At 56.3% G+C, this 14,821-nt stretch carries 16 protein-coding genes; 1 reads left to right on the top strand and 15 read right to left on the bottom strand.

Annotated features, from left to right (window positions below; translation table 11 throughout):
- Positions 1 to 455: 455 nt before the first annotated feature.
- On the bottom strand, positions 456 to 590 hold the full coding sequence (locus NUV48_11750; protein MCR4442811.1) for a zinc ribbon-containing protein: 135 nt from the start codon (positions 588 to 590) through the stop codon (positions 456 to 458).
- Between the two features lie 103 nt (positions 591 to 693).
- Here NUV48_11750 and NUV48_11745 point away from each other — a divergent pair, with 103 nt between their 5' ends.
- Positions 694 to 1,230, top strand: a complete 537-nt coding sequence (locus NUV48_11745; GenBank protein MCR4442810.1) for a type II toxin-antitoxin system PemK/MazF family toxin — start codon at positions 694 to 696, stop codon at positions 1,228 to 1,230.
- 646 nt (positions 1,231 to 1,876) lie between these two features.
- On the opposite strand, the gene NUV48_11740 is transcribed toward NUV48_11745, so the two are convergent.
- From NUV48_11740 to cobI, 14 genes are all read right to left on the bottom strand, one after another.
- Positions 1,877 to 2,407: a cob(I)yrinic acid a,c-diamide adenosyltransferase gene (locus tag NUV48_11740; protein MCR4442809.1), complete on the bottom strand. Its 531-nt coding sequence runs from the start codon at positions 2,405 to 2,407 to the stop codon at positions 1,877 to 1,879.
- Positions 2,408 to 2,409: 2 nt separating this feature from the next.
- Positions 2,410 to 3,228 (bottom strand): precorrin-6A reductase, encoded by an 819-nt coding sequence (gene cobK / locus NUV48_11735; GenBank protein ID MCR4442808.1) that lies wholly within the window; start codon positions 3,226 to 3,228, stop codon positions 2,410 to 2,412.
- Positions 3,225 to 3,968: a precorrin-3B C(17)-methyltransferase gene (gene cobJ, locus NUV48_11730; protein ID MCR4442807.1), complete on the bottom strand. Its 744-nt coding sequence runs from the start codon at positions 3,966 to 3,968 to the stop codon at positions 3,225 to 3,227. Before cobJ ends, cobK begins: the two co-directional genes overlap by 4 nt.
- 97 nt (positions 3,969 to 4,065) lie before the next feature.
- On the bottom strand, positions 4,066 to 5,127 hold the full coding sequence (locus NUV48_11725; protein ID MCR4442806.1) for a cobalt-precorrin 5A hydrolase: 1,062 nt from the start codon (positions 5,125 to 5,127) through the stop codon (positions 4,066 to 4,068).
- Positions 5,124 to 5,879, bottom strand: coding sequence for a precorrin-4 C(11)-methyltransferase (gene cobM / locus NUV48_11720; GenBank protein ID MCR4442805.1), 756 nt, complete (start codon positions 5,877 to 5,879; stop codon positions 5,124 to 5,126). Before cobM ends, NUV48_11725 begins: the two co-directional genes overlap by 4 nt.
- 3 nt (positions 5,880 to 5,882) lie before the next feature.
- A complete protein-coding gene (gene cbiT / locus NUV48_11715) occupies positions 5,883 to 6,497 on the bottom strand; it encodes a precorrin-6Y C5,15-methyltransferase (decarboxylating) subunit CbiT (GenBank protein ID MCR4442804.1) in 615 nt (204 codons plus the stop codon).
- Positions 6,484 to 7,110: a precorrin-6y C5,15-methyltransferase (decarboxylating) subunit CbiE gene (cbiE, locus tag NUV48_11710; protein MCR4442803.1), complete on the bottom strand. Its 627-nt coding sequence runs from the start codon at positions 7,108 to 7,110 to the stop codon at positions 6,484 to 6,486. The genes cbiT and cbiE overlap by 14 nt, the downstream gene beginning before the upstream one ends.
- Positions 7,103 to 8,221: a cobalt-precorrin-5B (C(1))-methyltransferase CbiD gene (gene cbiD, locus NUV48_11705; GenBank protein MCR4442802.1), complete on the bottom strand. Its 1,119-nt coding sequence runs from the start codon at positions 8,219 to 8,221 to the stop codon at positions 7,103 to 7,105. The genes cbiE and cbiD overlap by 8 nt, the downstream gene beginning before the upstream one ends.
- Positions 8,218 to 8,868, bottom strand: a complete 651-nt coding sequence (locus NUV48_11700; GenBank protein MCR4442801.1) for a precorrin-8X methylmutase — start codon at positions 8,866 to 8,868, stop codon at positions 8,218 to 8,220. The genes cbiD and NUV48_11700 overlap by 4 nt, the downstream gene beginning before the upstream one ends.
- 118 nt (positions 8,869 to 8,986) lie before the next feature.
- Positions 8,987 to 10,075 carry a threonine-phosphate decarboxylase CobD gene (cobD, locus tag NUV48_11695; protein ID MCR4442800.1) on the bottom strand — a complete coding sequence of 363 codons (1,089 nt, stop codon included), beginning with the start codon at positions 10,073 to 10,075 and terminating at the stop codon, positions 8,987 to 8,989.
- A 16-nt stretch (positions 10,076 to 10,091) separates the two neighbouring features.
- Entirely contained in the window at positions 10,092 to 11,048 is a 957-nt protein-coding gene (gene cbiB / locus NUV48_11690) for an adenosylcobinamide-phosphate synthase CbiB (protein ID MCR4442799.1), read from the bottom strand.
- 2 nt (positions 11,049 to 11,050) lie between these two features.
- On the bottom strand, positions 11,051 to 12,589 hold the full coding sequence (locus NUV48_11685) for a cobyric acid synthase (protein ID MCR4442798.1): 1,539 nt from the start codon (positions 12,587 to 12,589) through the stop codon (positions 11,051 to 11,053).
- Positions 12,590 to 12,610: 21 nt separating this feature from the next.
- Positions 12,611 to 14,047 carry a cobyrinate a,c-diamide synthase gene (locus NUV48_11680; protein MCR4442797.1) on the bottom strand — a complete coding sequence of 479 codons (1,437 nt, stop codon included), beginning with the start codon at positions 14,045 to 14,047 and terminating at the stop codon, positions 12,611 to 12,613.
- A 68-nt stretch (positions 14,048 to 14,115) separates the two neighbouring features.
- Positions 14,116 to 14,814 carry a precorrin-2 C(20)-methyltransferase gene (gene cobI / locus NUV48_11675; protein MCR4442796.1) on the bottom strand — a complete coding sequence of 233 codons (699 nt, stop codon included), beginning with the start codon at positions 14,812 to 14,814 and terminating at the stop codon, positions 14,116 to 14,118.
- Positions 14,815 to 14,821: the final 7 nt, after the last annotated feature.

Raw genomic sequence — 14,821 nt, 5'->3', positions numbered from 1 at the left:
GCTTGATTTGCGATTAGAAAATCATAAAAATAGCTTACATCGCAAAAAGCTCTTAATAGAATACGAGCTTAAATTAATTGATTATAAGATAAAATAGAATAATGCTGGAAAGAAAATTTCGGCAACGATCCCGTTTGCCAACGTTTCCGAACCTTAAGGCGATGGCCAAGCCATAGAAAGCTCTTTTCTTGGGCTTGGGCGAGCCGGCCGTTGCTGCGGTTAGGTTAGGGAATGTGGCGCGCCCGCCCGTGAAAACCGCTAAAGTTTTCCAATTTATTCATTTCGTTATCAATGAAGATATGTACGTTTACCATTTGTGAAGAATCTATAAATAAAAATATCTGTTTAATATAAAATAAGATCTTCTAGAATACCCACATGCTTCAGGTAAACATTTGAGGGTTTGAGAAGCCTATGGGTATTCGGATGAAGACTTTGAGATTTTGATGGAATTTTTAGCGATATTCTGTATTATTACATCTTGGGCAAGGTGGTAAAGTATCTGACGAGTCATCAAGCCTGACAACTTGTCCGCATTTTGTACAAGTATAAGAACCTATCCCGGCTTTTCTCCTGTAGTCGGCATACAATTTCCTCCTTTCCCTTATTATTCAAATATATATTACATATTCTTGCAGGATTTTCCTTCTTTCTGTCTAATTATGGTAGGGTAACACAGAAAGGATGTTAATATTGAATAAAGAAACATTAGAATTGCTTCAAAAAGCACAACGTGTATTAAACTGGAATAAGAGAAAACTATTTTATAGTATTTCAAAAAAACATCAACGTACTTGGACTGTTAAACGTGGTGAAGTATGCTTCGTTGATTTAGGAGAAAATATTGGTAGCGAAGAAAATTCTTTACGCCCCTGTGTTGTACTACAATCAAATGCGTACAATTTTACTTCTCCTGTTTTTACTTGTGCAATCATATCTACTAGCAAACTTACAATTCCCGATATACAAATTGAGATTACAGGGAATTATCAATACATAGACGAAAAGGGTAATAACCGAACACTAACGGGAACAATAGATTTAGGGCAAATTAAAACAATTGCCAAAGAACGCATAATTAATAATATTGGGATGTTAAAGGATGAAATGCAGGAAATTGATAGAAAGTTGTTTAATGTTCTAGGTATGACTTCTGTCATTGTGAAAAAGGATAATACTATAAAATCCTTAGAAGGAAAAGTAAAATACTTACAAGAAAAACTGAATTAAATCTTGCTTTTTTGAATATGCTATAGTAGTATAAAAGTACAGATATGGTGAACTTGGCAGTTCGCCGGTATTAAATTATTCAGTTATGACAAGTTTGGCGACTTGTCGGTAACCCCTCTTCATGAGGGGTTATTTATTTTTGCTTGGTTTTAGCAGCCCTATGGAACCGCAGAGATCACTGAAAAGGAAAATTTCGGCTAACGGGGCGCGGGTTTACGACGCCCCTGAGCCCTAGTGCTTGCACTTGGCGAAGGGGTGTCCGTAAACCTGCTGATAGGCGATGTCGCGAGCGCTTTGCGCGAGCGAGCCTATCAGCAGGCGAAGCCCGCGCCCCGATAATCGGACGAGCGAGCGCAGCGAGCGATGTCCGATTACTTCATTTAACCGAAATGCATTGCGAATTAAACACATTATATTGTAATAAAACAACATACCTTTCGTTTTATTCGCCATATTTTTTAAATTATCAACAAAAGATTTGGTATATTAACTCTCGTCTATATAATTTTATTGAATATGGCTTATATGAGGTTTACATATTCTACAATTAGAGCCTAAACCCTTCGGGAAATATGTCATATTATATCGAACATATTCCCTTTTTTTATTTATTTGGTATATCATGGAAATAGTCCGTAATTGCCGGTCATCTTTCAATACCATCCCTGGCCTTTACTCCGCTGCTGTAGTAATGCTTAACCGGCCTCATCTCCGTGACCAGGTCGGCCCGTTCCAGTATTTCCGGTGGCGCGTTCCTTCCAGTCAAAACAAGTTCCATTTCTTGCGGCTTTATTTCCATAAGCCTGCAGACATCGGATGCGTTGAGCAACCCGTAATGGACCGCCGCCATTACTTCATCAAGGATAACCAGGTCCGCTGAACCCTCGCGGATAAATTTTTCCAGTTCCGCATATTCCTGAGCGAATTTTTCCCGGAGGACACTTTTTTCATCTTCCAGCAATGCCCAAGTTGGTTTATCCGCTGCGGCCAACCGGCGTATTTCAAAATATGGAGCCAGCCGCCGCGCACTTTCAAGCTCGCCGCTGAAACCGCCTTTCAAGAACTGGAACATTACCACTTTCAATCCCCTGCCCACAGCACGCAAACCAAGGCCCAGGGCAGCCGTAGTCTTTCCTTTGCCGTTTCCCGTATAAACCTGGATATAACCCTTCTCCACCGTCACTCACCTGCCGCGTTTTTGTTCCCCGTGCTCCGGGTCTCTTTGACCTGTATCCCCAAAATCCTGCCCAGTTCTTCCAGCAGTTCATCCTTGTCCCTTACTACCAGGGGATACTCGACGGCGGGGCGTTTCACCAGGACCACGGGGATTCTCAGGTCCCGGGCCGCGGAAATCTTCTCCAGTGTTCCCCCGGCACGGCCGCTGTCTTTTGTCACAATCACGCCGGCCCGGTACTGCCTGAACATTTCGCGGTTCAGTTCCCGGCTGAAAGGCCCTTGCATCGCCACGATGCTGCGGGGCAGCAATCCCAGTTCCTCGCATTTTTTCAGGACTTCGCTCTGCGGCAGCACCCGGACCGCAAGGCGTTCCAGCGGTATAACCCGGCAAAATTCGGCCAGGTGCCTGCTTCCCACCGTCAGAAAAACGGTGCCCGCAAACTGCCGGGCTTTTTCAGCCGCCGCGCTAAAGGAAGAAACGGCAATAATCCCCTCCGCACCCGGTTCCAGCCTGGTCTCCTCCCTCTCATAGCGCAGGTAGGGAACAGCCCGCCTGCCGCAGGCTTCCACGGCCGCCCGCGATACGCCGGCGGCGAAGGGATGGGTGGCGTCAACCACCGCCTTTATTTCAGCCCCGGTAATAAGCTCTTCCATTTCCTGCCGGGTAAGAACGCCTTCTCTTACGGCAGCCCCCTCCGAACCCTGCCGGTGCAGCATCCCTCCGTATGAGGTGGCTGCGGAGACCAGCACCTGAAAGCCATGTTTGCTTAAAGTCACGGCTATCTCTCGCCCGTCGGCGGTTCCCGACAAGACCAGGATCATAATGCATACCCCCTGGGAGTGATCATTCTTCCCCCGCTGCAGTATGTCCGGGAGTTGCCGATAATGACCAGAGTGAACATGTCCACACTATAATCGGCCAGTTCCCCAAGGGTGGCGATCCATTTCTCCTGGTTTTCCCTGGCCGCGTTCCGGACAATGCCCACCGGCGTTTCTTTTTTTCTGTACTCAAGAAAGATGTCCCTGGCCCATTTCACGTAACCGGACCGGGAAGCACTCCCGGGATTGTAAAGCACTGTGACAAAATCGCCTTCCGCCGCCAGGCGCAGGCGCTTTTTGATCATCTCCCGTGGTGTCAGCAGGTCGCTCAGGCTGATCAAAGCCGTGTCGTGCATGAGAGGCGCGCCCAGGACGGCCCCGGCCATGCACGCCGCCGTAACCCCGGGGACCACCTCAATTTCTACCGGCTCCGTCTGTTTACCGTTTATTTCCAGCAAGGGACCTGCCATCCCGTAAACTCCGGGGTCCCCGCCGCTCACCAGGGAAACGGTTTTTCCCTCTCTGGCGAGGGCCAGGGCCTTTTCGCAGCGTTCCAGCTCCCGGCGCATACCCGAAGCAAACACTTCCTTTCCCGCCAGCAGTCCTTCAATTAGCTCCAGATAAACATGGTAGCCGATTACGGCTTCGCTGGCCTGAATGGCCTTCAGGACCTCGCCGGTCATATGGCCGGGGCTTCCCGGCCCCAGTCCCACTGCAAAAACCCTGCCTTTTTTCCCCTCCATCGCTTTAACCTCCCCGTTGTTCTGTTACCCTTACACTCCCGGTCGTACTCGCCGCATGTCGGGACATGCTGCCGCATTGATGCGGCCGCGTCCGGCATTAACCGATCACCACGCGCCGGTCCTTGACCAGGGCCACGGTTACCCCAACATGTCGTGATTTGCCCGCTATAAGGAAGGGCTCTTTGGCCGCCAGCCAAGCGGCCGGTTCCGCTACGGCCCCTACCCCGAGGTGTGCTTGGACAAAAGAGGAAACGGCAAACCGGTCCTCCACCGCCGCGATCTCGCGCGCCGTTATGGACAAAAGCGGCACCCCCAGCTCCTTTGCCGCTTCCGCCAGGCCCGGCTCGTCCTTTTTATACTCAATGGTAGCCAGGTGAGAAAGGCTGTAGCGGCTGATGTCGTTTTGGGCCAGTTCTTTCAAAACGGCACTGGTTATTTCCTCTTTTTTCGTGTCTCTCCGGCACCCCACCCCCGCGATAATGTTCCTGGGCCTCAAAATTATGTAAGGCAGCCCATCTCCTCTCCCCTTTTCCCGCACCGTTTCTTTTTCAGTGATATAAATAATTCCGGCATACCCCTCTCCGCAGGCGCGCGTCCCGTCCATCCTCTCCACGTGCGGCGGGAATTCCGCACCCAGCTTTGCTGTGCTGTACAGCCCGACTTTTCTCCCGTCCAGCAGGGCCAAGGCTATTTTCTTCCAGTCCCCGGAGTTCTCCAGGATGCAGCCGTTTTTCCGGGCCAGCTCATCCAGGGCCGGCAGCTCTTCCACATCGGTGGCCGTGGTGATGACCGGCTTTGCCCCGATCAGGGCGGCCAGTTCGCGGGCCAGTTCATTAGCCCCGCCCAGGTGGCCGGAAAGAAGGGAGACAACATGCTCGCCTCTCTCGTCCAGGACCACCACCGCCGGGTCAGCGTCTTTACCCTCCAGGAGAGGTGCAACGAGGCGGACGACAATTCCCGCGGCCATAATGAAGACAAGCCGGGGGTATTCCCGCCAAATTTCCCGGATGAGGGATGCCGGCCCTCCCTCGAAATAACAATGACCGGGGTATTTTTCCCCGTAACGCCGGGGAATAAAGACGCTTGTTCCGGGACAGCTTTCTTTGATTTTCACAGCCAGCGCAGCAGCCCTATCCGTCAGGGCGACAACCGCCGTCATGGACGGCCGCCCCTAAAACCGTGGCTGAAAGCGGGATCGTACAATTTTGAAAACTGGTATCGGTTGCCCAGGAAACCGCCCACCAGAACCAGGGCCGTCTTCTCAATCCCCTCTTTCCTCGCTTTGCGGGCAATGTCCTTCAACGTTCCCCTGATTATCTTTTCATCCGGCCAGGTCACCTTCTGAACCACGGCGGCCGGGCCGTCCTCGCCGTATGCCGGGATAAGGGCAGCCGCCACTTCCTCGATAAGGTGCGCGCTTAAAAAAACAGCCAGCGAAGCCCTTATCCTGGCCAACTCGGCCAGTCCCTGGCCGTCCGGGACAGGCGTCCTTCCCTCCTGCCTGGTGAGGATCACCGCCTGGGAAACACCGGGCAGGGTGTATTCAGCTTTAAGGGCGGCAGCCGCAGCCGTGAAAGAACTGACACCGGGGACGACCTCGCAGTCAATGCCCTGCGCGGCCAGGCCGTCTACCTGTTCACGCACGGCGCCGTATATACTGGGGTCTCCCGAATGCACGCGGGCTACCGTTTTGCCCGCTTTCGCGCCTTCAATCATTATCTGCAGGACCTCCGGAAGGTTCAAGGAAGAACTGTCGTAAACAGCCGCCTCTTTTTTATGTCCCTGCAGCACGGCGGGGTTGACCAGCGAGCCGGCATAAACAATGACATCCGCTTCCTGGATGATCCTCCTGCCCTTGATAGTCAACAGTTCCGGGTCCCCCGGCCCCGCCCCTATAAAATAGACTTTCATTCCTTACCGCTCCTTTCGTCCACAGGGCTTGATGCCTCGGACCAGAAAGACGGGATTCAGCGGTTCCAGGGCCGTCCCTCCGCCAAGTTCTCTCCCGCGGGCCAGCGCCGCAAACGTTACTTCCACCCAAGTAAGACCCGCCTTTTTCATGAAGCCTAGGCCGGCCTGCGCCGTCTCCAGGAGAACAGCGTTGATCACCAGGCGCCCACCCGGTTTCAACAGCCCGGCGGACCGGTCCACAATAGCTTCCAGTTTTCCGCCGCTGCCGCCGATCACAACTCCATCCGCCGGCGGAAGCCCCTCCAGGCAGGAAGGCGCTTCCCCCTGGATGACCCGCACGTTGGAAACGCCGAACCGCTCGCAGTTTTTTTCGATCAGTTCCACCGCCCGCCCTTCCTTTTCCACCGCAATGACCTTTCCTCCAGGCGCCAGCAGCGCGCACTCCACGGAAATGGAGCCCGTACCGGCGCCGATGTCCAGAAAAACCCCGCCAGGGCCGACCCCCATTTTGGACAGGCAAAGGACCCTGACCTCCTCCTTGGTCATGGGAACGTTTCCGCGCAGGAAAAGCCTGTCCGGTATCCCCGGCACCGTATAAGAACGTTTATTGATCATCATAAACCACCATCACGCTCAAATTCGAAACGGCTTGGCCTGCCAGCTTCTCCAGGGGCAAGTCGAGCACCCTTTCGGTGGGATAGGACAGGTCTTCCCCCACCAGGCCGCGTTTTCCCCGGACCCCGTTCTCCACCAGAAATCTCGCTATTTCTCCCGCCGGGAACCCCTGGTCGGTAAAGAATGCCACCTTGGGCCGTGTCTTCACCAGGCCAGCCAAGTCCTCAAGCCTGCGCCCGTGGAGGCTTATTATGCACGCATCCTGCCAGGGCAGGGCCCCCCTGGCAAAAAGATACTGGAGAGAGCTGATCCCGGGATAAACCTCAAGATCGTCTTTTCCGAAGTGCTGTCGCAGTGTCGTTAAAAAGCTGTAAAGCCCTGGGTCGCCCGAAACCAGGACACCCGGCCGCCGCACCCGGCGCGCTTCTTTTAACCGGCTGATGACTTCCTCCACGTGAGACCTGATGACAACTGTTTCTTTGTTTAAATTTTTAAACAGTTCGAGGTTCCTCCGGCCTCCGAACAGGATGTCGCACTGGCCTGCTTTCTCGTATATTATGGGAAGGACGTAGTCCGGGCTGCCCGGCCCGACTCCCAGTACCAGGATTTTATTCACGATAGAATTTCTCCACCATTCTTTTGGCCTCCTCATCCATGGCTAACAGTCCCCTGCTGGCGGAAAAGAGCACGGTCCCAACGGCTGCTTTCCCGTCGATGTGACTTCTCGCCCTTTCGCTGGCGCGCCGGGCCACCAGCCCGGGCAGGCCTGTAATTCCTTCATTTTCCAGCAATTCCAGGGCTGCCGCCGTCGTGTTCGTCTCCAGGACACGGCGGATTGTTTCCTTTTTCGCTCCTAGTAAACCGGCGTAAGCCGCCATTATTTCCATGCGGGCATCGGCTGCGGCGCTGTGGGTATTGAAAATACCGGCAGAAACCTTGATCAGCTTGCCCAGATCCCCGACCAGCAGCAGTTCGCGAAAACCCAGGGCTGCCGCTGCCCGCAGGACATAACCCGCGAAATTGCCGAACCTGACCAGCGGCCTGCCCGCCAGCCCCAGTTCCCGGCAAACGAAATCCTGCCCGTAATTGCCGGGGACCAGAATAACCCTGGCGGCGCCAAGCTGCGCCAACTGTTTTAGTTCAAGCCGCAGCGATTCCTGCCACGCTTCATCGGACATGGGCTCTACAATACCGGTGGTTCCCAGGATGGAAAGACCTCCTTCAATGCCCAGCTTGGGATTTAAGGTTTTGGGGGCCAGTTCTTCTCCGCCGGGAATGGAAACAATTATCTCCACCCCTTTACCGGATGGTAAGACTCTTGCGACTTCATTTTCAATCATCTGCCGGGGTACGGGATTGATGGCCGGCTGACCAATGCCCACGGCCAGCCCCGGCTTCCTGACGACTCCTACTCCCGGTCCCCCTTTTATGGCTATTCCCTCCGCCGCCTCCCTGGCTGTGGCCCAAATGAGCAGGCCATCCGTTATATCAGGGTCATCCCCCGCATCCTTTTTCACGGCACAGGAGGCTTCTCCTGTTTGTCGCCTCGACTCGCAGATTTCCAGGGTTAAATTGACACCGGCCGGGGTCTCAATTTCCACCGCCGGGACGCTTGGGCCGCCGAACAGCATGGCGGCGGCGGCTTTGGCAGCTGCGGCCGCGCACGACCCCGTGGTGTATCCCCGCCGCAGTTCTCTGCCGTTTATCCAGCGGCTCCCCAGGTTCACGCCTCCATCTCCTCCATCTGGTATAGTATGGAGTTGACAATGGCCGCAGCCACACCGCTGCCGCCCTTGCGGCCCCTGGTGATAATACTGGGCACGTCCAGGTCTGCCAGCAGATCCTTGGATTCGGCAGCCCCGACAAAACCCACCGGAACGCCAATCACCGCCCTGGGCCGCACCAGCCCTTCCTCCCTCATCTTCACCAGCCGCATCAGCGCCGTGGGCGCATTGCCGATTACGAAAACGGCGTTGCGTTCATCCCGGGCGGCGCGTTCCATGCTGATCAGGGCCCTGGTGACACCTCTCTCTTTCGCTTCACGGGTCACGTCCTCGTCGTCCATGAAACACTCGGCCTCCACCCCGAAGCGGGCCAGCCGTTGTTTATTGATGCCGGCAAGAGCCATCCGGGTATCGGTGACCAGCCTTAAGCCCGCGCGAAAAGCCCCCATTACCGCCTCCAGGGGATCGCGGCGGAATTCCAGGATACCGGCGTATTCCAGGTCGGCCGTCGTATGGATGACCCTCTTTACCACTCTCAACTCCCCTGGAGAAAAATTCAACCCGGCCGGGAAACTGCTTTCCAGGAGCCCGTCAATGGTTTCCATGCTCTTTTTTTCGATCAACAGCGGGTCGGTAATAAAGTCGCGCATTGGGACACTTCCTCCTGGCTTAAGGGTATTCTTCTATCCCGGTTACCGAAAACGATTAACCGGAAAAACCGGGACAGGGCTGCCTGGTGCGGCGAGTGGGAAACAAAAGGCTCAAAGCCTATAAAAAGTAGCGCAAGGCCTGGATGAGTTTCTCGTTGCCCTGCCGGTCCTTGACCGCCAGCCGGAAAAAACGTTTATCCAACGAAACAAAGCTGCTGGCGTCACGGATCAGGATCTTCTCGGCCGCCAGCACCGCCTGCAGCATACCGGCGTTCCATTTTTCATCCAGTGATTTCAGCAGAAAGAAGCTGGCCGCGCTTTCATATGTCTTCAGTTTATCGATATGTCTCAAACCCTCGAATAAAAAGGGCCGTTCCGTCATGATCCACTCCCTGGTCTTCCTGATAAACTCGCCATGCCCCAGCAGAAAAGGCCCCAGCGTGCAGGCAAGGGTGTTCACCGTCCACGGCTCCCTGTAGGGAAGCAGTTTTTCCAGGAGGCCGGGGTTGGCGAGCAAGTAGCCAAGCCGCAATCCCGGCACGCCAAAAAACTTGGTCAGGGCCCGCAGCACCAGCAAGTTGTCATAGTTCTCCAGTTCCCGCAAAACGGAAGCCTCTTCAGGCTCAGGCGCAAACTCGACAAATGTTTCGTCCACGAGCACTGCAGCGCCTGTCCTTGCGGCCTCCTCAATCACCGCCAGCAGTTCTTCCCTGGGAATAAGGCGGCCCGTGGGGTTATTGGGGTTGCATAGGATGGTCATCTCAAAACCCTGCCGGAGCCGGTCAAGAAAGGCCCCCGTATCCAGCCTGAAATCCGCTTCTTCCTCCAGGTAAAAGTATTCAAGCCGGCAGTCCGTCCCGTAGAAGGCGCGCTCATAGTCGCCGAACGACGGGACGGGGAGCAACACCCGGGCCGGCCGCAGGCTGCGCGCCACAAGATACAGCAGTTCGGTGGCGCCGTTCCCGGCCATAATCCAGTCCAAGGGGCAGCCGGTATAGCCGGCCAGGGCGGTCCTGAGATCGAGGTATTCCCTGTCGGGGTAGCGTCTCAGGTCTTCCAGGGCTCCGTATGCCAGTTCCCTTGCCTCTTCCGGCAGGGGAAGCGGGCTGGCGTTGGAACTGAAATCCAAAACCTCCCGCGGATCGAAACCGTATTTCCTGGCGAACTGCCAGATGTTGCCGCCGTGGATCCCTTCTTTAGGCATCATTCTTTGCTGCTCCTTTCTAGCGGAAACCGAATTTGAGGGCAACCGCGTAAAAAAACAGTATCCCTAAAACAGCCGTTGTTTTCATGATCCTGGAAGCCTCAAGGATGTCGGCCGGTTCCAGCGGTTTAACGGCGTCTCCGATAACCGGCTTCTCCACGGCCTGCCCGCCGTAATAATTGGTGCCGCCCAGCCTGACCCCCAGAAGGCCGGCCATCACGGCCTCCGGGTGACCTGAATTGGGGCTTTTGTGCTTCAGCCTGTCGCGCCGGTATATCCTGAAAGCCCTCCTGGCATCCTTGCCCCAGGCTCCGCCGGCGATGGGCATGAGCAGCCCGGTAATCCTGGCCGGCAGCCAGTTGGCCAGGTCGTCAAGCCTGGCTGAAGCCCAGCCCAAATCCCTGTACCGTTCATTCAGGTAGCCGACCATGGAATCCAGGGTGTTCACCGCCTTGTAGGCCATACCCAGGGCCGGTCCTCCAAGGAAGATGTAGAAAAGGGGAGCGATTACCCCGTCCACCGTGTTTTCAGCCACTGTTTCCACCGCCGCCCGGATTATTCCCTCTTCGTCCAGGTTTCCGGTGTCCCTGCCCACAATGTGCGAGAGCCTTCTCCGGGCCAGCCGGCAATCGCCTTCCTCCAGGGCCCGGTAAACCTTACCCGCCTCGTCGGCCAGGGAACGCGCCGCCAGGGCAAAGTAGATGAAAAGCACGCTGCCGGCGGCATACAGCCAGGGAGATATGGCCAGGGCCAGCTGCAGAAGGACCCAGGTGGCTCCGTAGGCGAAGCCCACCGTAACGAGGGCCAGGATAACGCCGGCCGCTTTCAGACCCCTGCCGCCCCTCGGAACCAGGCTGCGGATCACTGCCTCCAGCCGGCTGATAAGCTTTCCCAAAAGCCTCACCGGGTGGGGAATCCAGGCCGGATCGCCCAGCAGCAGGTCTAGCACGAAGCCGGAAAAAATGTAAACGCTCATGTTCAGTCCTCATTCCCCTTTCCCCAAACGGCGTAAAGCGCCCGCATATCCAGGGACCGCCGGACAACGTCCGCCAGCCTGTCGTATTCCCGTTCTTTCAATTCCCTGCGGGAGGGAGGGATGGCGGGAACAGGCGGCAGCCCTTTTATTTTGCGGACATTGTTTACAAGCTTCCGGGTAAATGCGGTGTTGTCGAAAATCCCGTGCAGGTAAGTGCCGAAAACCGTCCCTTCCCTGTTTGTCACGCCGTCCATTACGCCGGCATCCTTACCCGAGCGTTTCGTTATTTTGGTGAAGGGCCGGGCCGCAGGACCGAAGGCGCTTATTCCCATGTGGATTTCATAGCCTTCCAGCGTTTGACCCCGCAGCCCTTCCAGCAAGGCGGCGTCATCCCGGACAACCACGGCCTCCGCCTGCGCTGTCGTCTTATCCTTTTCTATGACGGTGCTCATGTCCAAAAGCCCCATCCCTTCAATTTCTCCTAGGGTCGATTCGGTGAAATGCGGGTCCCGCAGCGTTTTCCCCAGCATCTGGTAGCCCCCGCATATGCCGATGATCAGCCCGCCTCTTTCATGGTAGTCCAGGATTTGCCTTTCCATGCCCGATTCTCTCAGGTAGAGAAGGTCGGCCAGGGTGTTCTTGCTCCCGGGAATGAGCAGGAGGTCGGGTTTTCCCAGCATCCCGCCCCTGTTTATGTAACGCAGCGACACGTCGGGAAAATGGCGCAGCACGTTGAAATCGGTGAAATTCGACATGTAGGGCAGATGGAGCACTTCCACCGAGATTTCCCGCTCTTCCCCCGCTTCCCTGCGGTAAAATTCTTCCGTAACGCTGTCTTCATCGTCGATATTGTGGTCCAGGTAAGGCACCACGCCCAGCACGGGCACTTTGACAATATCCTCCAGCATTTTGAGCCCCGGTTTGAGGATTTCCTCATCGCCCCGGAACTTGTTGATGATTATGCCCTTGACCCTGGCCTTTTCACTTTCCGTCAGCAACAGCATGGTCCCGGCCAGCCAGGCGAAGACCCCGCCCCGGTCGATGTCGCCCACCAGGATTACCGGGGCGCCGGCCATTTCGGCCATTCCCATGTTGACCAGGTCCGCCTCGCGAAGATTGATCTCGGCCGGGCTGCCGGCCCCTTCGATGACGATGATCTCGTACTGCCCGGCCAGCCGGCGGTAGGCACCAAGAACCATCTCTTTCAGCTCCGGCTTGTAATGGTGGTACTCGCCGGCGGCCATATTTTTATAAACACGCCCCAGGCAGATGACCTGCGCGCCTTTATCGCTGGTAGGTTTGAGCAGGATGGGGTTCATCAGGGCCGAAGGTGGTATGCCGCAGGCTTCGGCCTGCACGACCTGCGCCCTGCCCATTTCTTCCCCCCAGACCGTGATATAGGAATTGAGGGCCATGTTCTGGGCCTTAAAAGGAGCCACCCTGTAACCGTCCTGCTTGAAAATGCGGCACAGCGCCGTCACCAGGAGGCTTTTGCCCACCGACGAGCCGGTGCCCTGGATCATGATCGCCCTGGCAGTCATAAAGCACACCCACTTCCGTTATTAAAGAATGCGCCAGCTGGTAGTTTCGCTGTTAAAATAATCGCGCGCCGCCGCCATGAACTTGCGGGCAAACGATGCGTTGCCATAGAAATGAAGGTGCGGGTAACCGGCCACGCCGTTTCCTTTCAGGTAGCCGCATTCCCATTCCTGCACCACTTTCCCGCTTCTTTTCTTGCTGAGACGGTAAGCGGCGGGGGCCTGGACCCCTTCCACCGCGGAATGGTGAAACTCGTGGACGCGGATGCCCTGGCCCTTTGCTCCCAGGAGACAGCTTTTTTGCAGCATAAGTTCGGCATAACCGAACCTCTGGAGCCGGGAAGTCATGCGGCATTTGCCCTGAAGCCAGCCCACCATCTGGTATTCGCCGCCGGTAAAGTCCACCAGGGACTCAAGCAGGTACATCAATCCCCCGCACTCAGCCAGGTAAGGAAGCCCCCTGCTCAAGGCAGCCTTCAGGCTTTCCCTCATCCCTTCATTCTTCTCCAGGCCAGGGGCGAAAACCTCGGGGAACCCCCCGCCCAGGATAAGCCCGCCGACCCCGTCCGGGAACCTCTCCCCGTGCAGGGGGCTGAAATACTCCAGCCTGGCTCCCAGCTCCTCCAAAAGATCAAGGTTATCCCAGTAGTAGAAGTTGAAAGCCTCGTCCAGGGCCACCCCGACCGGTATCTCCCGGCCGACCGGCGTCCCCGCTTCAAACGAACCGCCGGGCGCTTCCAACGGCCATCCCCCGGCCAGCCTGGCAAGTTCGTCCACCTCTACTGTTTTCTCCACCAAGGCTGCCAGTCTTGCGATTTTCTCCCGCAGAGAGGGGACCTCCGCGCTGGGAACCAGCCCTAAGTGGCGGTCCGGCAGCGCCACCTCCGCTTCTTGGGGCAGGTAACCGAAGACCTTGACTCCCGCGCTCTCTTCCACGGCCTCTTTCAGCAGCCTATAATGCCCCTCGCCGCCGAGCCGGTTGAAAATCACCCCGGCCAGGCTCAATGAGTGATCAAAATCCCGGTAGCCCCTGACCAAAGCCGCGCTGCTGGCGGCCATGCCGCTGCCGTCAACCACAAGCACGACAGGAGCCCGCAGGAGCCTGGCCACCTGAGCCGTGCTTCCCCTCCCGCCGCCTGCCTCGGCCCCGTCGTACAGGCCCATGACTCCTTCGATGACGGCTATACCCGCGCCGGCCATGTTTTTCCTGAACAGGTAGGCGAGGACTTCCTCGTCCAGCATCCAGCCGTCCAGGTTGCGCGACTTCCGGCCGGTGATAAAGGTGTGATAGGCCGTATCGATGTAATCCGGCCCCACCTTGTAAGGCTGGACCTTCATTCTCCCAGACAGCGCGGCCATCAGGCCGAGGCTCACGGTGGTTTTGCCCACGCCGCTTTGCGTCCCGGCAACAACCAGCCGGGGATACCCCGTTTTCCTGTCCAAGCCGGTCACCTCCAGCATTCCGGATCCTCACACCGGTTCCACTGCCTGCTTCTTTGCCCGGTGTCCCCCGGAATAATTTTTGCTCCTCATTTTCTCTTCACGATAATGGTGGAAAAATAGCTGACCTTTTTCTCCCCCAGTTCCCGCAGGTTGCGGTATATCTTTTCGTCTTCAAAGCCGCACTTGCTCACCAGCACGGCATCGTCCAACAGCCCGGCCGCCTCCAGCAGCCCGCTTATCTCCCGGAGGTTGTTGTGCGCCTTCATCAGGACAAGGTTGGACGGTATTTCCAGTACCCTTGCCAGGGTCTCTCTTCCGGCGGCAGCCGGGACAATGCTCAGGACCTCATCGCCCTGGACCAGTGGAATACCGGCCCTGCTGGCTGCAGCGCTGAACGAGGTAATGCCGGGTATGGTGCACACCTGGTACCCGGAAGCGGAAACAGCCTTGTATATGTAGCTGTATGTCCCGTAAAGCATGGGATCGCCGAGGGTCAAAAACACAACGTTTTCGCCCCTCTCCAGGTGAGCAAGGACCGTTCGTTCACCGCGCCGCCAAGATTCCGCCAGCAGTTCCCGGTCCCCGACCATGGGGAAGTCCAGCAGCACCACCCTGGCAGCGTCTTTAAGATACGGCCGGGCAATGGTCAAAGCCATGCTTTCTTCCTTTTGGCCGGCCCGCGGGGCGATGACCACCGCGGCTTCCCTGATCGTCCTGGCGGCTTTGACGGTGACAAGTTCCGGGTCGCCCGGGCCCACGCCCACACCGTAAAAAACACCTGGCATGTTTATC

The organism is Peptococcaceae bacterium (assembly GCA_024655825.1).
Taxonomy (GTDB): domain Bacteria; phylum Bacillota; class Peptococcia; order DRI-13; family PHAD01; genus JANLFJ01.
The sequence above is the reverse complement of the archived record's forward strand: the minus strand, read 5'-3'. Positions and strand labels throughout refer to the sequence as shown.